Genomic DNA, 17,329 nt, shown 5'->3' with positions numbered 1-17,329 from the left:
CGCCCCTTGTGATTGAGAAGGCGGCAGCGGCCCGCTATAAAGGCCGCCCATGCCGCTCGACAACGCCGCCGCGCTCGAAGCCCTGAAGAAGGTCATGGACCCGGAGCTGCACCGGGACCTCGTCTCCCTCGGGATGGTCAAGGATCTCGTGGTCGAGGGCGACGCCGTGCGCCTCAAGGTGGAGCTCACCACCCCGGCCTGCCCGCTGAAGGACACCATCGGCCGCGACGTGGAGGGTGCGCTGCGGCGCGCCGGCTTCGCGCGCGTCGAGCTCCACTGGGGCGCGCAGGTCCGCTCCGCGCCGGGCGTCGCGCAGTCGTCGCTCACCCCGGGCGTGAAGAACATCGTCCTGGTCGGCGCGGGCAAGGGCGGCGTGGGCAAGAGCACCGTCGCCATCAACCTCGCGGTGGGCCTCGCCCGCCAGGGCGCGAAGGTCGGCATCCTCGACGCGGACATCTACGGGCCGTCGGTGCCCATCCTCACCGGCCTCGACCAGAAGCCCACCTCGCGCGACGGGCAGAAGCTCGATCCGCTCGAGGCGCACGGCATCAAGGTCATGTCCATCGGCTTCCTCATCGACCCCGAGCAGGCGCTGATCTGGCGCGGGCCGATGGTCACCGGCGCGCTGGTGCAGCTGCTGCGCGACGTGAACTGGGGCGAGCTGGACTACCTCGTGCTCGACCTGCCGCCGGGCACCGGCGACGTCCCGCTCACGCTCGCCCAGAACGTGCGCGCGGCCGGCGTGGTGCTGGTCTCGACGCCGCAGGACGTGGCGCTCGCCGACGTCATCCGCGCCAAGCTCATGTTCGACAAGGTCTCCATCCCGGTGCTCGGCCTGGTGGAGAACATGTCCGCGTTCGTGTGCCCGCACTGCCGGCACGAGACGGCCATCTTCGACAAGGGCGGCGCGCAGGCCGCGGCCGAGAAGATGGGCGTCCGCTTCCTCGGCGCGGTGCCGATCGACCTCGCCATCCGCGAGGGCGGCGACAAGGGCGTCCCGGTGGTCGCGGGCGCGCCGGACAGCCCGCAGGCCGAGGCGTTCCTGAGCGTGGCACGCAACGTGGCCGGCGCGGTCAGCACGCAGGTGCTGAAGGCGCCGCGCCTGCCGGTGATCGGCGCGCAGCCGCGCGCCTGACGCGAGGAGGCGCCGTGGAGGGGCGGCCGCCGTTCGAGGACGACGAGGTGCCGGCGGGGGAGCCCCCCGACGACGCGCTCGAGGACGCCGGGCTGGAGCCGGACGCCGCGGCCGGCCCCGGCGTGCGCGGCCTCATCCCCGACACCGTGAAGAAGGCGCTGCTCGCGGGCGTGGGCGCGCTCTTCATGACGGAGGAGGGCGCCCGGCGCCTGGCGCGCGACTGGAAGCTGCCGAAGGACGTCATCGCGTTCATCGGGCAGCAGGCGCAGGGCGCCAAGGGCGAGGTCCTGCGGGTGTTCTCCGACGAGGTCCGCCGCTTCCTCGAGTCGGAGGCGGTCCGCCGCGAGTTCCTGAAGGCGCTCTCCACCACGGCCATCGAGGTGAAGGCGGAGATCCGCCTGAAGCCCTCGGTCGAGGGCGGGACGCCGCGGCCGGAGGTGAAGGCCGAGGTGAAGGCGCGGCGCGCCGGGGCGCCCCGGGGGCGCCGGGCGAAGAAGGACCGCACGTGAGGCGACGGCTGCTCCGGCTGCTCCTGCTCGCCGGCGCGCTCGGCGTCGGCGCGTTCCTGTTCCGGGCCGCGCCGCGCGACGTGGAGCTCGTCTACGATCTGCGCGGCGTCCCGGGCGCGACCGGCCTCGAGGTCGAGGTCCGGCGCGGCGCCGAGCTCGTGCGCCGGGCGGAGCTGCAGGTGCCGGCCGGGCAGGCGCTGGTGCACCATCCGGTCAGGCTCCCGGACGGCGCCTACCGGCTCGACATCCGCGTCGAGTCCCCGGAGGGCGCGGTGGCGATCGAGCGGCCGCTCGAGGTCAGCGAGGCGGGGACGGTGGTCCTGCCGCTCGGCCGCTGAGCGCGCGCGCCGGCGGGCGGCCGCGCGGGGCTCGCCCCCGTGCCGCGGCGCGCCGGCGGGCGCAACGTTCCGGGGTGATCGACCTGCACTTCGTCGCGCCCGGCCTGGCGGTCGGGGCCTGCTTCCCGGCCGAGGCCGCGCAGCGGCTCGCCCGCGAGCACGGGATCCGGCGGGTGCTGGACGTCCGCGGCGAGGCCTGCGACGACGCCGGGGCGCTGGGCGCGTGCGGGATCCAGCTCCTGCACCTGCCCACCCCCGACACCTGCGCGGTCTCGCAGGAGCGGCTGCGCGAGGGCGTGGCGTTCGCGTGCGAGGGGCTGCGGCGGGGCGAGCGCGTGCTCGTGCACTGCCAGTACGGCATCGGCCGCAGCGCGCTGGTGGCGCTCTGCGTGCTCGTGGCCCGGGGGGTCCCGCCGCTGGAGGCGCTGGCGCGGGCGAAGGACGCGCGGCCGGTGATCTCGCCCAGCCCCGAGCAGCTCGAGGCGTTCGCGGCGTTCGCCGCGCGCGTGCGGGGCGAGGCCGGAGCGGCCTGGCCGGTGCCGACGCTCGAGGCGCTCGGGGCGATCGCCTGGCGCCACCTGCACGACGGGCGCGGGGCGGGGCCGGCGGCGGAGGCGGCGCGGCAGGCGTCCACGCGGGCCTGAGCGTGCGCTGGTTCGGCGACCGGGGGCGCGAGGCGGAGCCCGGCGCGGCGCTCGCCGCGCTCCGGGCGCGCCTGGCCGGCGCGGCGGCGGCGACGCCGGGGCCGGAGCGCCACGGCCAGCTCGCGGGCGCGCTGGTGGAGGCGTCCGCGCTCGCGCAGGGGCTGGCGGACGCCGAGCGGGAGGCGGCGGGCGCCGACGACGGGGGCCCGGTGGATCGCGCCGCGCTGGGCGTGCTGGCGGCGCTGGCGCGCGCGCTGTGGGCCTCCTGGCGCGCCGGCGGTCGGGCGACGCCGCCCGGGCCGGAGCTGCTCGCGCCGCTCGCGCGGCTGCCGCTCCCGGCCGCCGTGCGCCTGCGCAGGGCGGAGGGGCACGCGCTCTACGCGGTGTACCCGGAGTGCCACGCCGCCGCCGCGCGGCCGCTGGTCGGCTCCGACGCGGTGGTCCTCGGGATCCGGTCGATCGGGCCCGGCCTCGCCGCGGCGGTGGCCGCCGGCGCGGGGCTGGCGGCGCCGCTCGCGACGGTGCGCCCCGTCGGCCCGCCGTTCCGGCGCGAGGTGCGCCTCGGGCCCGCGCTCGCGGCCCGGCTCGCGGCGGCGCGGCGCGGCGTCTTCGCGGTCGCGGACGAGGGGCCGGGGCAGTCGGGGAGCAGCCTCGCCGCCGCGGTCGCCGCGCTGGAGGCGCTCGGCGTCCCCGCGGAGCGGGTGCACCTGTTCCCGAGCCACGCCGGCGGGCCGGGCCCGGAGGCCGGGCCGGAGATCCTCGACCGCTGGGCGCGCGCGCCCCGCCACCACGTGCCCTTCGAGGCGCTCCTGCTCGCGGATCACCCGCTGGCGCTGCACCGCGCGGCCGAGGACGCGGTCGGCCCCGCCGACGCGCCGCCGGCCGACCTCTCCGCGGGCGCCTGGCGCCGCCACGCGCTCGCGCCCGGGGAGCGGGGCCGGTGGCCGCCGTCGCAGGGGTGGCGGGAGCGGCGGAAGTACCTGCTGCGCGCGGGCGGCCGCGCCTGGGTGGCGCGGTTCGCGGGCCTCGGGGAGGCCGGCGAGGCGGCGCTCGCGCGCGCCCGGGCGCTCGCGGGCGCAGGGCTGGGGCCCCCGCCGGCGGCCCTGCGCCACGGCTTCCTGTTCCTGCCCTGGCTGGAGGACGCGGCGCCGCTGCCGGCGGCGCGCCGGCCGCCGGGGCGGGCGGCGCTGCTCGACGCGGTGGGGCGCCACCTCGCGTTCGTCGCCCGGGCGTTCCCCGCCGCGCCGGAGGACGGCGCCGCGCCGGCCGCGCTGCTCGAGGCGGCGGGCGCGAACGCGCGCGAGGCGCTCGGGGGCGAGGCGCGGCCGGGCCTGGAGGCGGCGGCGGCGCGGCTGCCGGAGGTGGCGCGGTCGGCGCGGCCGGTGGCGGTGGACGGGACCGCCGACGCCTGGGACTGGCTGGTGCGCCGCGACGGCGCGCTGGTGAAGGCGGACGCGCTCGACCACCACGCGGATCACGGCCTGGCCGGCTGCCAGGACGCGCTCTGGGACGTCGCCGGCGCCGAGCTCGCGCTCGGCCTCACGCGCTCCGAGGGCCAGGCGCTGGCGGAGCGGGTGCGGGCGGCTGCGCCGGGCGCGCCGCCGGGGCTGCTGCCGTTCTACCGGGTGTGCCGCGCGGCGCTGGAGGTGGCGCGCTGGTCGCTCGCCGCGGCGGACGGGGCGCTCGACCCGGAGGAGCGGGTGCGGCGGGAGGTCGCGCGCGCCGGCGCGGAGGCCGCGCTCCGGCGCGCGCTCGCGGGCGCCTGAGCGCGCGCCGGCGGGCCTGTTCACCGCGCCGACAGGACGCTGTCCGTCCTCCGACGCGTCGGGCACCGCGGGCGCCGGAGATCGCGGCATTCCGCCCGGATCCGCTCCGGCGCGACGGATGCAATACCGCTGGACGCGCCGGCGCGGTCCTCCACCGAGGGCCGGTCCGGCCAGCGTCTCTCAAGAAAGAAGGTCACCATGAAGAAGCTGCTCATCGTCGTCGCCGCCCTCGTCGGCATGGCGGGTACCGCGCAGGCGCAGGAACCCGCGCGCAAGTTCGAGATCTCGCCGTACGCCGGCGCCTACCTGGGCCTGGGCGACCAGCGCGACACGCTCAAGGACGCGTTCCTGCTCGGCCTGAAGCTCAAGTACGACGTCCACCCGTACGTCGCCGTGGTCGGCTCGTTCGCGTGGTCGCCCACCGAGGCGAAGCAGTACGGCGACGCCAAGCTCGACCTGTTCCAGTACGACGTCGGCCTGCAGGGCCAGTACCCCATCGCGATCACCGCCGACTGGACGCTCAAGCCGTTCGTTGGCGTCGGCGTGGGCGCGCGCACCTACGAGTTCCGCGATCTCAACGTGGACTCCGAGACCGACTTCGTCTGGTACAGCGAGCTCGGCGCGAACGTGGAGCGCGGCCCGATCGTCGTCGGCGTCACCGCGCGCGACACCATGAGCGCGTACGACGGCCTCGGGGGCGAGCAGGACTCGACCACGCGGATCGACCTGCAGCTGGCCGGCCACGTCGGCGTGCGCTTCTAGGCACGGATCAGGCGGCGGCGCCTTTCCCCCCTGCGCCGCAGCCCGGCGCCCGCGCGTTCCAGGGAGCGCGCGGGCGCCGTTTTTTTTTCTCACGGACGGCGACGCTACGAGGCGTCCACCTCGCGCCCGGCGGGCCCGGTCGGCGCGGCGGGGAGGGTGAAGCGGAACCGCGTGCCCCAGCCCACGCGCGACCGGACCCGGATCTCCCCGCCGTGCGCCTCCACGATGCCCTTCGCGATGGCGAGCCCGATCCCGAGCGCGCCGCCCTCGCGGCGTGGCGCGCGGTCGTCGCGCACCTGGTACAGGCGCTCGAAGATGAGCGCCTGGTGCTCCTCCGGGATGCCGGGCCCGCGGTCGGTGACCGAGACGGCCACCCGGTCGCCGATCGCCGCGGCGGCGAGGTGGATGGCCGAGCCCTCCGGCGCGTAGCGCTCGGCGTTCCCGAGCAGGTTGACGAGCACCTGCAGCACGCGCTCGCGCTGGCCCAGCGCCGCGGGCGTCCCCCGCGCCACGCGCGCCCGGACCCGCAGCCCGCGCTCGGCGAAGCGCGGCGCGAGCCCCACCACCGCCTGCGTGATCACGTCCACGAGCGGGAACGGCGCGAGCGGCTCGGCCGGCCGCGCCAGCTCGTGGCGGGACAGCTCCAGCAGCTCCTCGATGAACGCGCGCAGCCGCCGGCCGCTGCTCGCCACCACCTGCAGCGCGGTGCGCTGCCGCGGCGCGAGCGGGCCCAGCTTCTCGGCCAGCAGCAGGTCGGCGTACCCGAGGACGGTCACGAGCGGCGTGCGCAGCTCGTGCGAGACGTTGGCGAGGAAGTTGTCCTTGCGCCGGTCCGCCGCCTCCAGCGCCGCGACCGCCCGGCGCAGCTCGGCGGTGCGCCGCTCCACCTCGCTTTCCAGCCGGGCGCGCTCGTCGCGCAGCGCGCCCACCAGGCGCGCCTTGTCGAGCGCGATGGACGCCTGCAGCGCGAACGCGTCGATGGCCTCCGGATCGCTGCGCCGGACCCGCGGCGCCGCCACCACCAGCGCGGCCGCGGCGCGCCCCTCGCGCAGGAGCGGCGCCAGGATCACCCGCCGGATGGCGACGAGCCGGGCCAGCCGCCGCAGCTGGAGCGGCGTGGCCGCGCCGAGCAGGCCGGCGGCGGCGCGGCGCGGCCGGTCGGTGTGCACCGTCCGGCGCTCCGCCAGGCACCGGCGCAGCAGCGGCGCCTCCATCGGATCCACCCGGACCTCCGCCAGCGGCGTCCCGAGCGCGTGATCGAGCGCGCGCCGGAGCGGGAGCGGGAACGACAGGAACCGCCACGCGAGCGCCGGCGGCCCGTCCGGCGCGGGCGCGAGCACGCCGCAGTGGAAGCCGAGCCGCGCCAGCTCGCGCGCCAGCACCCCGTACACCGCCTCCTCGTCGGTCTCGACGCTGAGGTGGGCGCCGGCGAGGTGCAGCGCCGCCAGCAGCTCGCGGGCCTCCCGCTGCTCGGCCATCGCGCGCCGCTCGCGGCTCACGTCGCGGGCGATGAGGTGGAGCACCGGGCGCCCGTCGAGCTCGATGCGCGCGCTGGTGAGCGCCACCGGCACCGGCTCGCCGCGGCGCCGTCGCAGCCGGGCGTCGTCCACCGAGGCGGTCGCGGCCGCCGAGAGCGCCTCCAGCAGCGCGCCCGCGTCGAGCGCCGGGTGCTCCACGAGCCGCCCCAGCGTGCGGCGGCGCAGCTCCTGGCGGCCCCAGCCGGTGAGCTGGGACAGGCGCTGGTTCGCCTCCAGCAGCCGCCCGGTCTCGGCGTCGATGACCAGGATCGGCTCGCCGGCGGCCTCCTGGTAGACGCGGTACGCGGCGCGCCGCCCCGCCGCCTCGCGGCGGTAGCTCTCGCCCGCGAGCCGGCCCGCCGCCAGCCGCGCCACCGCGTCCAGCGCGCGCAGCTCGCCCGCGTCGAGCCGGCCGGCCGCGACCAGGCGCAGGAGCACCGCGTCGCCGGGGCCGGCCTGGAGGCGGAAGAACACCGAGGTCGCGGCCGGCGGCTGGCGGTGGTCCGGCCAGAGGGCGCGCGCCAGGGCCGGCTCGCAGGGCGCGGTCAGCCGGAACGCCCGGGGCGCGGTGAGGAGCGGCCCGGCGGGAAGGTGGCCCGGCTCGGCCGCGAGGAGGGCGGCGATCCGACCCCTCAGGGTGCGGGAGGAGAGGGCAGGGCCCTCGACCGCGAGCGTGACCGCCCCCGGGGCTTCCGCGGGCGCCACGGCCACGAGCTGGGCCAGGGGAACCCCGGCGGCCCGAGCCGCGTCCCGCGCGATCTCCCGGTGGATCCTGAGCATGAAAGCGGCGCGCACCCCGGTTGGGATCTCGCGCTCGGCGCCGGATCGTCACACGCTCGAACGTTCGCTGACAAGCCCGGCATGGTCGCGCCGCGACGGCGCAGGACCGCCGGGCCACACCCGAGCGACGGAGGGAGCATGGGCAGCGGGATCGAGCGGCTGGCGGTGGTGGGCGCGGGGCAGATGGGCTCGGGCATCGCGCAGGTGGCGGCCCAGGCCGGGCTCTCGGTGCAGGTGGCGGACGCCACGCCCGAGCTGGCCCGGCGCGCGGTGGAGCGGCTCGGCGCGGCGCTGGCGAAGCGGGTCGAGCAGGGGAAGCTCCAGGCGGCGGAGCGCGAGGCGGTGCTGGGCCGGATCCGCGCGGTGGACCGCATCGAGGACTGCGCCGGCGCCGACCTCGCCATCGAGGCGGTGGTGGAGCAGGAGGCGGTGAAGGCCGACCTCTTCCGCAGGCTGGACGCGGTGCTGGCGCCGGGCGCGATCCTCGCGTCCAACACCAGCTCGATCTCCATCACGAAGCTCGCCGCCGGGACGCGGCGGCCGGACCGGTTCGTGGGGATGCACTTCATGAACCCGCCGCCGGTCATGCAGCTCATCGAGGTCATCCGCGGGCTGCAGACCTCCGACGAGACCTACCAGGCGGTGATGGCGCTCGCGAAGCGCTTCGGGAAGACCACCGTCACCTCCAAGGACTCGCCCGGCTTCATCGTGAACCGGATCCTCATCCCGCTGCTCAACGAGGCCTGCTTCGCCCTGCAGGAGGGGCTCGCCTCGCCGGAGGACATCGACACCGCGGTGAAGCTCGGCCTCAACCACCCCATGGGTCCGCTCACCCTGGCCGACTTCATCGGCCTCGACACCTGCCTGTTCATCGCCGAGGTGCTCCACCGCGAGCTGGGCGACGACAAGTACCGGCCCGCGCCGCTGCTCAGGAACTACGTGGCGGCGGGCTGGAACGGCCGCAAGAGCGGGCGCGGCTTCTACACCTACGGCTAGCGCGAGGACGCCATGGCCTACGAGAACGTGCTCTGGGAGGTCGCCGACGGGATCGGCACCCTCACCGTGAACCGCCCGAAGCAGCTCAACGCGCTCGACCAGCGGACGCTGCAGGAGCTGGGCGCGGCGCTGGACGAGGCCGCCCGGGATCCGGCGGTGCGCGCCGTGATCGTGACCGGCGCCGGCGAGAAGGCGTTCGTGGCCGGCGCGGACATCTCCGCCATGGCGGTGATGGGGCCGCCCGAGGCGCGCGAGTTCGCGGCGCTCGGCCACCGGGTGTTCGCGCAGCTCGAGGCGCTGCCGGTGGTGACCGTCGCGGCGGTGAACGGGTTCGCGCTGGGCGGCGGCTGCGAGCTGACGCTGGCGTGCGATCTCGTGTACGCGAGCGAGCGGGCGAAGTTCGGCCAGCCCGAGGTGAACCTCGGGCTCATCCCGGGGTTCGGCGGCACCCAGCGGCTCACGCGGCGGGTGGGGCTGATGCGCGCGAAGGAGCTGGTCCTCACCGGCGAGAGCGTGGACGCCGCCACCGCGAAGGCCATCGGCCTGGCGCTCGACGTGGTGGCGCCGGCGGCGCTGCTCGAGCACGCGCGGGCCAAGGCGCGCGCGGTGGCCTCGCGCGGCCCCGCGGCGGTGGCGCAGGCGAAGAAGGTGATGCAGCAGGGCGCCGACCTGGCGCTCTCCGAGGCGAACGCGCTCGAGCGGCAGGGCTTCGCGGCGCTGTTCGGCGGCGAGGACGCGAAGGAGGGCATGCGCGCCTTCCTCGAGAAGCGGCCGGCGCACTGGAGCGGGCGTTGACCGACCGTTGACGCGGGGCGCCGTGGCCTGACACGCTGCGCGCCGAGGCTGCACCTTCCAGAAAGGACGTTCCATGGACATCCAGCTCACCGAGGAGCAGCGCCAGGTCCGTGACCTCTGCCGGGAGTTCGCCGACCGCGAGCTCAGGCCGAACGCGCGGCGCTGGGACCGCGACCACGAGTTCCCCGCCGCCGCCGTGAAGCAGCTCGGCGAGATGGGCCTCATGGGCGTGGCGGTGCCGGCCGAGTGGGGCGGCGCCGGGATGGACAACGTGTCCTACGCGCTCGCGATGGAGGAGATCTCCCGCGGCTGCGCCGGCACCGGCGTGATCATGAGCGTGTCGAACTCGCTCTACTGCGACCCGGTGCTGAAGTACGGCACCGACGCGCTGCGGAAGGAGTTCCTCGAGCCGTACGCGCGCGGCGAGAAGCTCGGCTGCTTCGCGCTCACCGAGCCCATGAGCGGCTCGGACGCCGCCGAGATGCGCACCGTGGCGGTCCGGCGCGGCGACGAGTACGTCCTCGACGGCACCAAGAACTTCATCACCAACGGGCCGCAGGCGGACGCGGTGCTCGTGTTCGCCATGACCGACAAGGCGAAGCGGCACAAGGGCATCAGCGCGTTCCTGGTGCCGACCGACGCGCGCGGGTTCAGCCGCGGCAAGCCGGACGACAAGGTGGGCATCCGCGCCTCCGGCTCCTGCTCGCTGTTCTTCGAGGGCTGCGCCATCCCGGCCCGCTACCGGCTCGGCGAGGAGGGCGACGGCTTCAAGATCGCCATGGGCACGCTGGACGGCGGCCGCATCGGCATCGCCGGCCAGGCGCTCGGCATCGCGGTGGCGGCGTTCGAGGAGGCGGTCGCCTACGCGAAGGAGCGCAAGGCGTTCGGCCAGCCCATCACCCAGTTCCAGGCCATCCAGTTCATGCTCGCCGACATGGCCACCGAGATCGACGCCGCCCGGCTGCTCGTGCTGCGCGCCGCCTCCGCGAAGGACCGCGGCGTTCGCCACAGCGCCGAGAGCGCCATGGCGAAGCTCTTCGCGTCGGAGATGAGCGAGCGCGTCACCTCCAAGGCGATCCAGATCCACGGCGGCTACGGGTACGTGAAGGAGTTCGACGTGGAGCGCCACTGGCGCGACAGCCGCATCACCGAGATCTACGAGGGCACCAGCGAGATCCAGCGCCTCGTGATCTCCGCCTCGGTGCTGAAGGGCTAGCCGCCCGCACCCCGACCGAGCGCTCCACCGGCCGCCCGCCGCGGGCGTGCGCGCCGGGCGGAGCCACATCCGGAACCCTGCATGGACTTCGAGCTCGACGACACCCAGCGTGCGATCCAGGAGACGGCGCGCGCCTTCGCCCGCGAGAAGGTCGCGCCGGCCGCGGCCGAGAACGACCGGCTGCGGCGCTTCCCGGCGGACCTGATCCGCGGCCTGGGCGAGCTGGGGCTGCTCGCGGTGAACGTCCCATCCGCGTACGGCGGCTCGGAGGCGGGCGCCGTCGCCTACGCGCTCGCGCTCATGGAGATCGCCGCCGCCGACTGCGCCACCGCCGTCACCATGGCCGTCACCAACATGGTGGGCGAGCTCGTCGCGCGCTTCGGCACCGAGGAGCAGAAGCGGCGCCACCTGCCGCGCCTCGCCGCGGCCGAGGTGCTGGCCGGCGCGTTCGCGCTCTCCGAGCCGCAGGCCGGCAGCGACGCGGCCGCCATGCGCACGCGGGCGGTCCGCCGCGGCGATCGCTGGGTGATCGACGGCGCCAAGCAGTGGATCACGAGCGGGGACGTGGCCGGGGTGCTGGTGGTCTGGGCGCGCACCGGGCCGGCCGACGCGGGTGGGGGCGGCGGGGTGACCGCGTTCCTGGTCGAGGCGGGCACCCCCGGGCTGCACGTCGGCCGGCACGAGGACAAGCTCGGGATCCGGGCCAGCTCCACCGTGGCGCTCTCGTTCGACGGGTGCGAGGTGCCGGACTCGGCGCGGCTCGGCGAGGTGGGCCAGGGGCTCCGGGTGGCCTTCGCGGCGCTGGACGGGGGCCGCGTCGGCATCGCCTCGCAGGCGACCGGCACCATCCGCGCCGCGCTCGAGGCGAGCGTCCGCTACGCGCGCGACCGGCAGGCGTTCGGCGTGCCCATCGCCGAGCACCAGGCGGTCGCGTTCATGCTCGCGGACATGGCGGTGGAGCACGACACGGCGCGGCTGCTGGCGCTCCGCGCCGCCGCGCTCAAGGAGGCCGGGCGGCCGTTCACCCGCGAGGCGTCGATGGCGAAGCTGTGGGCCTCGGAGGCCGCGCAGCGGGCGGTGGGCCGCGCGGTGCAGATCCACGGCGGCGTCGGCTACACCGAGGACTTCCCGGTGGCGCGCTACTTCCGCGACGCGCGGGTGCAGACCATCTACGAGGGCACGAGCGAGATCCAGCGGCTCGTGATCGCGCGCGAGATCCTGAAGGAGGGCGCGTCGCGCGGCTAGGCGCGCCGCGCCGCGGGCGATCAGGCGGTGCGCGCGGCGCCGTCGTCGTCGGTCTGGATGAGGTGCCCGGTCCGCTCGCGCTTCACCCGCAGGTACTCCACGTTGAACGGGTTGGCCGGGGAGGGCAGCTGGATCCGCCCGCGCACCGGGATGCCGGCCTCGGCCAGCCCGGAGAGCTTCTGCGGGTTGTTCGTGATGAGCTCCACCGAGCGCACGCCCAGCAGCCGGAGCATCTCGGCGGCGACGTCGTAGTGGCGCAGGTCGTCGGGGAACCCGAGCAGCCGGTTCGCCTCGTAGGTGTCGTGGCCCTGGGCCTGGAGCGCGTAGGCGCGGATCTTGTTGCCGAGCCCGATGCCGCGGCCTTCCTGGCGCAGGTAGAGGAGCGCGCCGCGGCCGCGCGCGGCGATGAGGTCGAGCGCCCGGTCGAGCTGGGCGCGGCAGTCGCACTTCAGGGAGCCGAGCACCTCGCTGGTGAGGCACTCCGAGTGGACGCGCACCGCGACCGACTCGCCGGCCACGTCGCCCATCACCATCGCGACGTGCTCGACGCCGCTCCGGCGCTCGCGGAACACCACCGCGCGGAACAGGCCCCGCTCCGTGGGCAGCGGGGCCTCGGCGTAGAGGTCGATCGTCGCGGGGGCCGCCTCGTGCGTCCCGCGCGCCTTGCGGCCGGCGACCGCCACCAGGTTGCTCATCTCGGATGCTCCTCAGGGTCGCGCCCGCGAAGCGGTGCGCCAGCGGGGTGCACTTAATGGCCACCGGCGACCCCGGTCAAGGCGAACGCTCTCCCGAAATCGGGGTGCGGCAGGTGCGCGGGTGAGCGCATTGACATCGTCGATTCGCGCGGTTAGGTGACTCGCGCCATGAGTGCCGACCTCTCGTCAGGGGACCTCGCCCGAGCGACGGGGAACACTGTCCGGACCATCCGCTTCTACGAGGAAGAGGGCCTGCTGCGCCCGGCGGAGATCAGCGACGGCGGGCACCGGCGGTACACCGAGGACGAGCTGGAGCGGCTGCGGCTCATCACCGACCTGCGGGAGCTGGGCCTGGCATTGGGCGAGATCCGGACGCTGCTCGAGCTGCGGAGCGGTTGCGTCACCGCGGCCGAGTTCGCCATCCGGTTCCAGCAGGTGCTCGCCGGCCACCTGGAGCAGGCGCAGCGCCGCCTCGAGCGGATGCGGCGGGTGAAGAAGGAGCTGCTCGACGCGCTCGCGAGCATCCAGGAGCGGCTGTCCTCGGAGGGCGCCGAGCAGTGCCCGTGCGCCGTGGCCGAGGCCGCGCGCGCGCCGCGCATCGTGAAGGTCCTCGCGCGCCAGGAGGGGTGCTGCAAGCACCCCGAGCACCACCACGCGCACGACGCCGCGATCGAGGCCGCCGCGGCGGCGCGGACGCTCGGCGCCGGGGACGCCCAGGTGCCGCTGCCCGGGCTGGCCGTCGCGGTCCCGCAGCACGACGATCCCGCCGCCGATCCGCAGCTCCGTCCCGCCGCCAAGCGCGGCGCCGGGCTCTGACCGCTCCGCGCGCCGCGATCGGCGCCTCCGCGCCGGGCAGGGCGAAGCGAACTCCCGAGCAGCCACGATCGACAGCCACGTCCCAGCTGGCGTCCGCGGAGCATCGCGCGAACGCCGTGCCGCGCCGGCCCGGGTCCCGCGTCTAGTTACCATAATCCATATTATCGGACGTCCTGTGGGGATCGCGGGGTCCGCTGAATTCGCTGGGCTGCAGCCATTTCCGCGGCCCGGAGGCTGCCGCCGGTGCGCTCGGCCCCGGTTGCCGGCCCGGCCCCGGCGCAGCACCCTTCACGCGACCCGACGCACACGGAGGATGCCCGCCATGGCGCTGCTCACGAGGACCTCGAGGATCCCGCCGCTCGAGCGGCCGCGGCGGCAGCTGGCGCTCGCCCGCATCGGCACGGCGCTCGCCGCCACGAGCATGGGCGCGCTCGCGCTCGGCGCGGTCGCGGTGGGCGCGCTCGTCATCCGGAGGCTCGCCGTGAAGCGCGCGCGGATCCACCGGCTCGAGATCGACGAGCTCTTCGTGAACGGCCGGCCCTTCCAGCCGCAGGCCTGAGCGCGCCCGTCCCCGGCGCGCCTTCAGTCGAGCGACGCCGCCGCGGCCGGCTCGATCCGCACCAGGCCCGCCGGCCCGTCGGACCCCGAGGGTCCGTCGGGCCCGGCGGCGCCGTTCGGGCCCATCGGGCCGTCGAACCCGCCGGACAGCTGGACGGATCGGCCGTCCTTCAGGCAGAGCGACGCGCGGCGCCCGCCGGCGCCCCCGTCGCCGCCGTGTCCGCCCATGCCGCCCCGGCCCCCGCTTCCCCCGCGGCCGCCCTCGCTCACCACGATCCCTCCGGCGAGCGCGAGCGTGTCGGCGAGGAGCGCGGCGGGCGCGCGCACCGCCACGTTCACCGCGCCGCCGCGGCCGCCCGGCTGTCCCGGTCCGCCTGCCTCGCCGTCCTCGCCCGGTCCGCCGGGCCCGCCGGCGGTCCCGTCGGAGCCGCTCAGGCACGACGCGTCCACCCCCGGCGTGCCGGTCGAGCCGTCGCGGCCCCGGCTGCCGTCGCGGCCCGACCACCCGGACGCGCCCCGGGTCACGATCCGGAACGCGGGCGCGTCGGCGCGCTCGAGCACCGCCAGCCGCCGCCCGCCCGGGAACGTCGCCGCGACGACCAGCCGGTCCGCGTCCACGCGCTCGAGCGCGATCGCGAGGTCCGGCCCGGGCGCCCCGGGCTTCGAGCCCTCGAACACCCACCGGCCGGGCCGCTCGAACCGCACCGGCCAGCTCACGTTCCCGGCGAGCGCGCCGCCGGCCCGGACCGGCACCTCGAGCCGGGAGCCGCTCCGGGCGAGCGCGGCCAGCGCCGGGAGGTCCGCGCGCTCGCGCACGACCAGGTCGGGGCCGCGCAGCGCCGCGTACGGCGAGTCCACCGAGAGCGCAGCGGGATCGAGGCACGGCGTGGGATCCAGCGGGCGGCCCGGCGCGCACGGCCGGATGGGCCGCGAGAGGCCGGCGACCTCGACCGTGAGCGCCGCCGCGAGGTGCACCGGCGGGAGCACGCCGGGCCTGCCGCCGTCGCCCAGGGCGAGCAGCGTCGCGGTGCCGTCCGGGGGCGACTGGCGGGCCAGGATCGTCGCGGCGGGGATCCGGTCCGGCGCCAGCGCCGCGCGGAGCGGCCGGTGGTCCTGCGGCGAGATCCGGTAGGCGCCGTCGCGGAGCACGGCCACCTCGACCGACGCCGCCCGGGCCTTCACCTCCGGGAACGGCGACGCGGCGATCCGCACCCGGACCAGGCCGCGCTCGGCCTCGGCGCGCGCGTCCGGATCCGGCAGCCGCCGCGCGAGGAGCCGCAGCGCCGCCTCGTCCCGCGACGCGGTGAGCGCGGCGATCCGGCCCGCGTCCACCCGCCGCCCCTCCCACTCGCCCTGCTCGGCCTCGAGCGTCGCCGCGAGGGCCTCGGCCCGCGGGCGCGCCACGGGGCCGAGGCGGTCGCCCGCCAGCCGCGGGCGCAGCTCCGCCAGCACCGCCGCGCGGACCTGGCGCGAGCCGGCCGGGCCCGGCGCGCGCTCGAGGGCGACCCGGTGCAGCGCCTCGAGCTGCGCCTGGAGCGCCGGGTCGTGCTCGACCTCGGGCGCCTCGACGAGGTCCGCCTCGGCGCCCAGGATCCGGTCCACCAGGTCGGAGGCGCGCTCGCCCGGCATCGCCGGCAGCAGCGACTCCGCGCAGTCGGCCCAGATCGGCCCGGGCACCTTGCCGGCGCGGAGCGCGGCCACGAGCGCGCCGGGCGTCCTCCGGGACCGGCGCACGTCCTCCGGGACCGCGCCGCCGCGGGCGCACACCTGCCCGTCGGCCCCGGGCTGGCCGAGGTACGCGACGAGCGCCTCCGGGGATCCGGTCTCGGCGAGGCCGGCGGCGGTCATGGGGAGCTTCGACCCGGCGCACGCCGCCAGCAGCATGGCGATCGGCGCGGCACGCACGGGGGACGCAGCGGACGGCCTCATGGTGAATGAACCTCCTCCCGGTGAGTACCCTGCCCGGCCGCCGGAAGTTAACCTCGAGTGCGTCCCGGCCCCGCGAGGGATCGACGCGCGCCGCGGGCGTACCCCCGCGGCCGAGCGACGCAGGCGCGCTCCCGTCGGCCCGCCCGCCCCCGCCCGGCGCTAGAGTGGCGCGCGCGCAGCGGAATCCGCGGCGCAGGAGCGCGTCCCATGGCCTCGTCCCGCCCCGGCGCCGACTGGCTGCGTCACCCGGTGAGCCTCGCCGGCGCGGCGCTGGCCACGGTGTCGGGGGTCCTCGTGGTGGTGCTGTTCGCCGCCAGCCTGCTCGGGCTGGAGGGCGGCCCGTACCTCGGCATCCTGGCGTACCTGCTGCTCCCGGGGCTGCTGGTGGTGGGGCTGCTCCTCGTGCCGGTGGGCGCGGCGCTCGAGCGCCGCCGCCTGGTGCGCCTCGCGGCCCGCGGCGCGCCGGAGCCGCCGCTGCCGGTGATGGACCTGAACCAGCCGCGCACCCGCCGGCGGCTGCTGGTCTTCCTCGGGCTCACCACGGTGAACCTCCTCGTGCTCGGCATCGCCTCGTACAAGGGGCTCGAGGTGATGGACTCCCCGGCGTTCTGCGGGTCGTGCCACAGCGTGATGGACCCGGAGGCCTCGGCGCACCGGCGCTCGGCGCACGCGCGGGTCGCCTGCGTGGAGTGCCACATCGGCCCGGGCGCGAGCTGGTTCGTGAAGTCGAAGCTCTCCGGCGCCTGGCAGGTGGTGTCGGTCGCGCTGGACCTCTACCCGCGGCCCATCCCCACGCCCGTCCAGAACCTGCGCCCGGCGCGCGACACCTGCGAGCAGTGCCACTGGCCCACCAAGCTCGTCGGCGACCGGCTGAAGGTGATCACGCGCCACGCCGACGACGCGGCGAGCACGCCGCTGCGGACCGTGCTGGTGGTCCACGTGGGCGGCGCGCAGGGGCTCGGGGCGCGGACCCGCGGCATCCACTGGCACGTGGACCCCGGGGTGCGCATCCGCTACCTCGCCGACGAGAAGCGCGAGGCCATCGGCACGGTCGAGCTGACCGGTCCGGACGGCGCGCGCGCCACGTTCCGCTCGAAGGCGGCCGCCGGCGAGGCGCGCTGGCGCGAGATGGACTGCGTGGACTGCCACAACCGGCCCACGCACGTGTACCGGTCGCCGGAGGACGAGGTGGACGCCGCGCTGGCGGCGGGCCGCATCGACGCGGCGGCGCTCCCGTTCGCGCGCCGCGAGGCGCTGAAGGCGCTGCGCGCCGAGTACCCGTCGCACGAGGCGGCGCGGGCGGGGATCGCGGCGGCGCTCGGCGCGTTCTACGCCGGCCCCGAGGGCGGCGGCGCGCCGCGCGAGGCGGTGGAGCGCGCTGCCCAGGAGCTCGGCGAGGCGTGGGCGCGCAACGTGTGGCCCTCGATGCGCATCGGCTGGGGGACCTACCCGTCGCTCCTCGGACACGAGGCCGCGCCCGGGTGCTTCCGCTGCCACGACGGCGACCACGAGACCGAGGACGGGCGCGCCATCCGCGCGGACTGCGATCTCTGCCACGAGCTCCTGGCGCAGGAGGAGCAGGAGCCGGCGATCCTGAAGCTGCTCGCCCCGTGAGAACGTTGGGGTCC

At 76.8% G+C, this 17,329-nt stretch carries 16 protein-coding genes; 13 read left to right on the top strand and 3 right to left on the bottom strand.

Features of this window, described 5'->3' with window-relative positions; genetic code table 11:
- Window positions 1–49 precede the first annotated feature (49 nt).
- From ADEH_RS08690 to ADEH_RS08665, 6 genes are all read left to right on the top strand, one after another.
- A complete protein-coding gene (locus ADEH_RS08690) occupies window positions 50–1,135 on the top strand; it encodes an Mrp/NBP35 family ATP-binding protein (RefSeq protein ID WP_011420730.1) in 1,086 nt (361 codons plus the stop codon).
- Between the two features lie 14 nt (window positions 1,136–1,149).
- On the top strand, window positions 1,150–1,644 hold the full coding sequence (locus ADEH_RS08685; protein WP_011420729.1) for a hypothetical protein: 495 nt from the start codon (window positions 1,150–1,152) through the stop codon (window positions 1,642–1,644).
- The gene (locus tag ADEH_RS08680; protein WP_011420728.1) at window positions 1,641–1,982 is read left to right on the top strand and encodes a hypothetical protein; all 342 of its coding nucleotides are present in this window, start codon (window positions 1,641–1,643) and stop codon (window positions 1,980–1,982) included. Before ADEH_RS08685 ends, ADEH_RS08680 begins: the two co-directional genes overlap by 4 nt.
- Window positions 1,983–2,056: 74 nt before the next feature.
- On the top strand, window positions 2,057–2,626 hold the full coding sequence (locus ADEH_RS08675) for a protein-tyrosine phosphatase family protein (protein ID WP_011420727.1): 570 nt from the start codon (window positions 2,057–2,059) through the stop codon (window positions 2,624–2,626).
- Between the two features lie 2 nt (window positions 2,627–2,628).
- Window positions 2,629–4,392: a hypothetical protein gene (locus ADEH_RS08670; protein ID WP_232287456.1), complete on the top strand. Its 1,764-nt coding sequence runs from the start codon at window positions 2,629–2,631 to the stop codon at window positions 4,390–4,392.
- A 198-nt stretch (window positions 4,393–4,590) separates the two neighbouring features.
- Window positions 4,591–5,154 carry an outer membrane beta-barrel protein gene (locus tag ADEH_RS08665; protein WP_011420725.1) on the top strand — a complete coding sequence of 188 codons (564 nt, stop codon included), beginning with the start codon at window positions 4,591–4,593 and terminating at the stop codon, window positions 5,152–5,154.
- 104 nt (window positions 5,155–5,258) lie between these two features.
- Here the strand turns inward: ADEH_RS08665 and ADEH_RS08660 are convergent, their stop codons facing one another.
- Window positions 5,259–7,451, bottom strand: coding sequence for a sensor histidine kinase (locus ADEH_RS08660; protein ID WP_011420724.1), 2,193 nt, complete (start codon window positions 7,449–7,451; stop codon window positions 5,259–5,261).
- 138 nt (window positions 7,452–7,589) lie between these two features.
- Between ADEH_RS08660 and ADEH_RS08655 the strand changes: the two genes are divergently transcribed.
- From ADEH_RS08655 to ADEH_RS08640, 4 genes are all read left to right on the top strand, one after another.
- Window positions 7,590–8,447, top strand: coding sequence for a 3-hydroxyacyl-CoA dehydrogenase family protein (locus ADEH_RS08655; RefSeq protein ID WP_011420723.1), 858 nt, complete (start codon window positions 7,590–7,592; stop codon window positions 8,445–8,447).
- A gap of 12 nt (window positions 8,448–8,459) precedes the next feature.
- Window positions 8,460–9,242, top strand: a complete 783-nt coding sequence (locus ADEH_RS08650) for an enoyl-CoA hydratase/isomerase family protein (RefSeq protein WP_011420722.1) — start codon at window positions 8,460–8,462, stop codon at window positions 9,240–9,242.
- Between the two features lie 73 nt (window positions 9,243–9,315).
- Window positions 9,316–10,458 (top strand): acyl-CoA dehydrogenase, encoded by a 1,143-nt coding sequence (locus ADEH_RS08645; RefSeq protein WP_011420721.1) that lies wholly within the window; start codon window positions 9,316–9,318, stop codon window positions 10,456–10,458.
- 81 nt (window positions 10,459–10,539) lie between these two features.
- A complete protein-coding gene (locus ADEH_RS08640; protein WP_011420720.1) occupies window positions 10,540–11,703 on the top strand; it encodes an acyl-CoA dehydrogenase family protein in 1,164 nt (387 codons plus the stop codon).
- A 20-nt stretch (window positions 11,704–11,723) separates the two neighbouring features.
- Here ADEH_RS08640 and ribA read toward each other — a convergent pair whose 3' ends face one another.
- On the bottom strand, window positions 11,724–12,398 hold the full coding sequence (ribA, locus tag ADEH_RS08635; protein ID WP_011420719.1) for a GTP cyclohydrolase II: 675 nt from the start codon (window positions 12,396–12,398) through the stop codon (window positions 11,724–11,726).
- Between the two features lie 168 nt (window positions 12,399–12,566).
- Between ribA and ADEH_RS08630 the strand changes: the two genes are divergently transcribed.
- The gene (locus tag ADEH_RS08630; protein WP_011420718.1) at window positions 12,567–13,214 is read left to right on the top strand and encodes a MerR family transcriptional regulator; all 648 of its coding nucleotides are present in this window, start codon (window positions 12,567–12,569) and stop codon (window positions 13,212–13,214) included.
- Between the two features lie 322 nt (window positions 13,215–13,536).
- On the top strand, window positions 13,537–13,773 hold the full coding sequence (locus ADEH_RS08625) for a hypothetical protein (protein ID WP_041453432.1): 237 nt from the start codon (window positions 13,537–13,539) through the stop codon (window positions 13,771–13,773).
- A 23-nt stretch (window positions 13,774–13,796) separates the two neighbouring features.
- On the opposite strand, the gene ADEH_RS22555 is transcribed toward ADEH_RS08625, so the two are convergent.
- Window positions 13,797–15,701: a hypothetical protein gene (locus ADEH_RS22555; RefSeq protein WP_011420716.1), complete on the bottom strand. Its 1,905-nt coding sequence runs from the start codon at window positions 15,699–15,701 to the stop codon at window positions 13,797–13,799.
- A gap of 207 nt (window positions 15,702–15,908) precedes the next feature.
- Here ADEH_RS22555 and ADEH_RS08615 point away from each other — a divergent pair, with 207 nt between their 5' ends.
- On the top strand, window positions 15,909–17,315 hold the full coding sequence (locus tag ADEH_RS08615; RefSeq protein ID WP_011420715.1) for a cytochrome c3 family protein: 1,407 nt from the start codon (window positions 15,909–15,911) through the stop codon (window positions 17,313–17,315).
- Window positions 17,316–17,329 lie beyond the last annotated feature (14 nt).

The sequence above is a fragment of the Anaeromyxobacter dehalogenans 2CP-C genome (assembly GCF_000013385.1).
Lineage (GTDB): Bacteria > Myxococcota > Myxococcia > Myxococcales > Anaeromyxobacteraceae > Anaeromyxobacter > Anaeromyxobacter dehalogenans_B.
Note: the sequence above shows the minus strand (reverse complement) of the source record. Positions and strands in the feature narration are given on the sequence as shown.

Excerpts from the sequence above, each read along its gene's own strand:
- ADEH_RS08690 (WP_011420730.1), top strand. The coding sequence starts at position 50 with ATGCCGCTCGACAACGCCGCCGCGCTCGAAGCCCTGAAGAAGGTCATG.
- ADEH_RS08665 (WP_011420725.1), top strand. The coding sequence starts at position 4,591 with ATGAAGAAGCTGCTCATCGTCGTCGCCGCCCTCGTCGGCATGGCGGGT.
- ADEH_RS08660 (WP_011420724.1), bottom strand. The coding sequence starts at position 7,451 with ATGCTCAGGATCCACCGGGAGATCGCGCGGGACGCGGCTCGGGCCGCC.
- ADEH_RS08655 (WP_011420723.1), top strand. The coding sequence starts at position 7,590 with ATGGGCAGCGGGATCGAGCGGCTGGCGGTGGTGGGCGCGGGGCAGATG.
- ADEH_RS08650 (WP_011420722.1), top strand. The coding sequence starts at position 8,460 with ATGGCCTACGAGAACGTGCTCTGGGAGGTCGCCGACGGGATCGGCACC.
- ADEH_RS08645 (WP_011420721.1), top strand. The coding sequence starts at position 9,316 with ATGGACATCCAGCTCACCGAGGAGCAGCGCCAGGTCCGTGACCTCTGC.
- ADEH_RS08640 (WP_011420720.1), top strand. The coding sequence starts at position 10,540 with ATGGACTTCGAGCTCGACGACACCCAGCGTGCGATCCAGGAGACGGCG.
- ribA (WP_011420719.1), bottom strand. The coding sequence starts at position 12,398 with ATGAGCAACCTGGTGGCGGTCGCCGGCCGCAAGGCGCGCGGGACGCAC.
- ADEH_RS08630 (WP_011420718.1), top strand. The coding sequence starts at position 12,567 with ATGAGTGCCGACCTCTCGTCAGGGGACCTCGCCCGAGCGACGGGGAAC.
- ADEH_RS08625 (WP_041453432.1), top strand. The coding sequence starts at position 13,537 with ATGGCGCTGCTCACGAGGACCTCGAGGATCCCGCCGCTCGAGCGGCCG.
- ADEH_RS22555 (WP_011420716.1), bottom strand. The coding sequence starts at position 15,701 with ATGAGGCCGTCCGCTGCGTCCCCCGTGCGTGCCGCGCCGATCGCCATG.
- ADEH_RS08615 (WP_011420715.1), top strand. The coding sequence starts at position 15,909 with ATGGCCTCGTCCCGCCCCGGCGCCGACTGGCTGCGTCACCCGGTGAGC.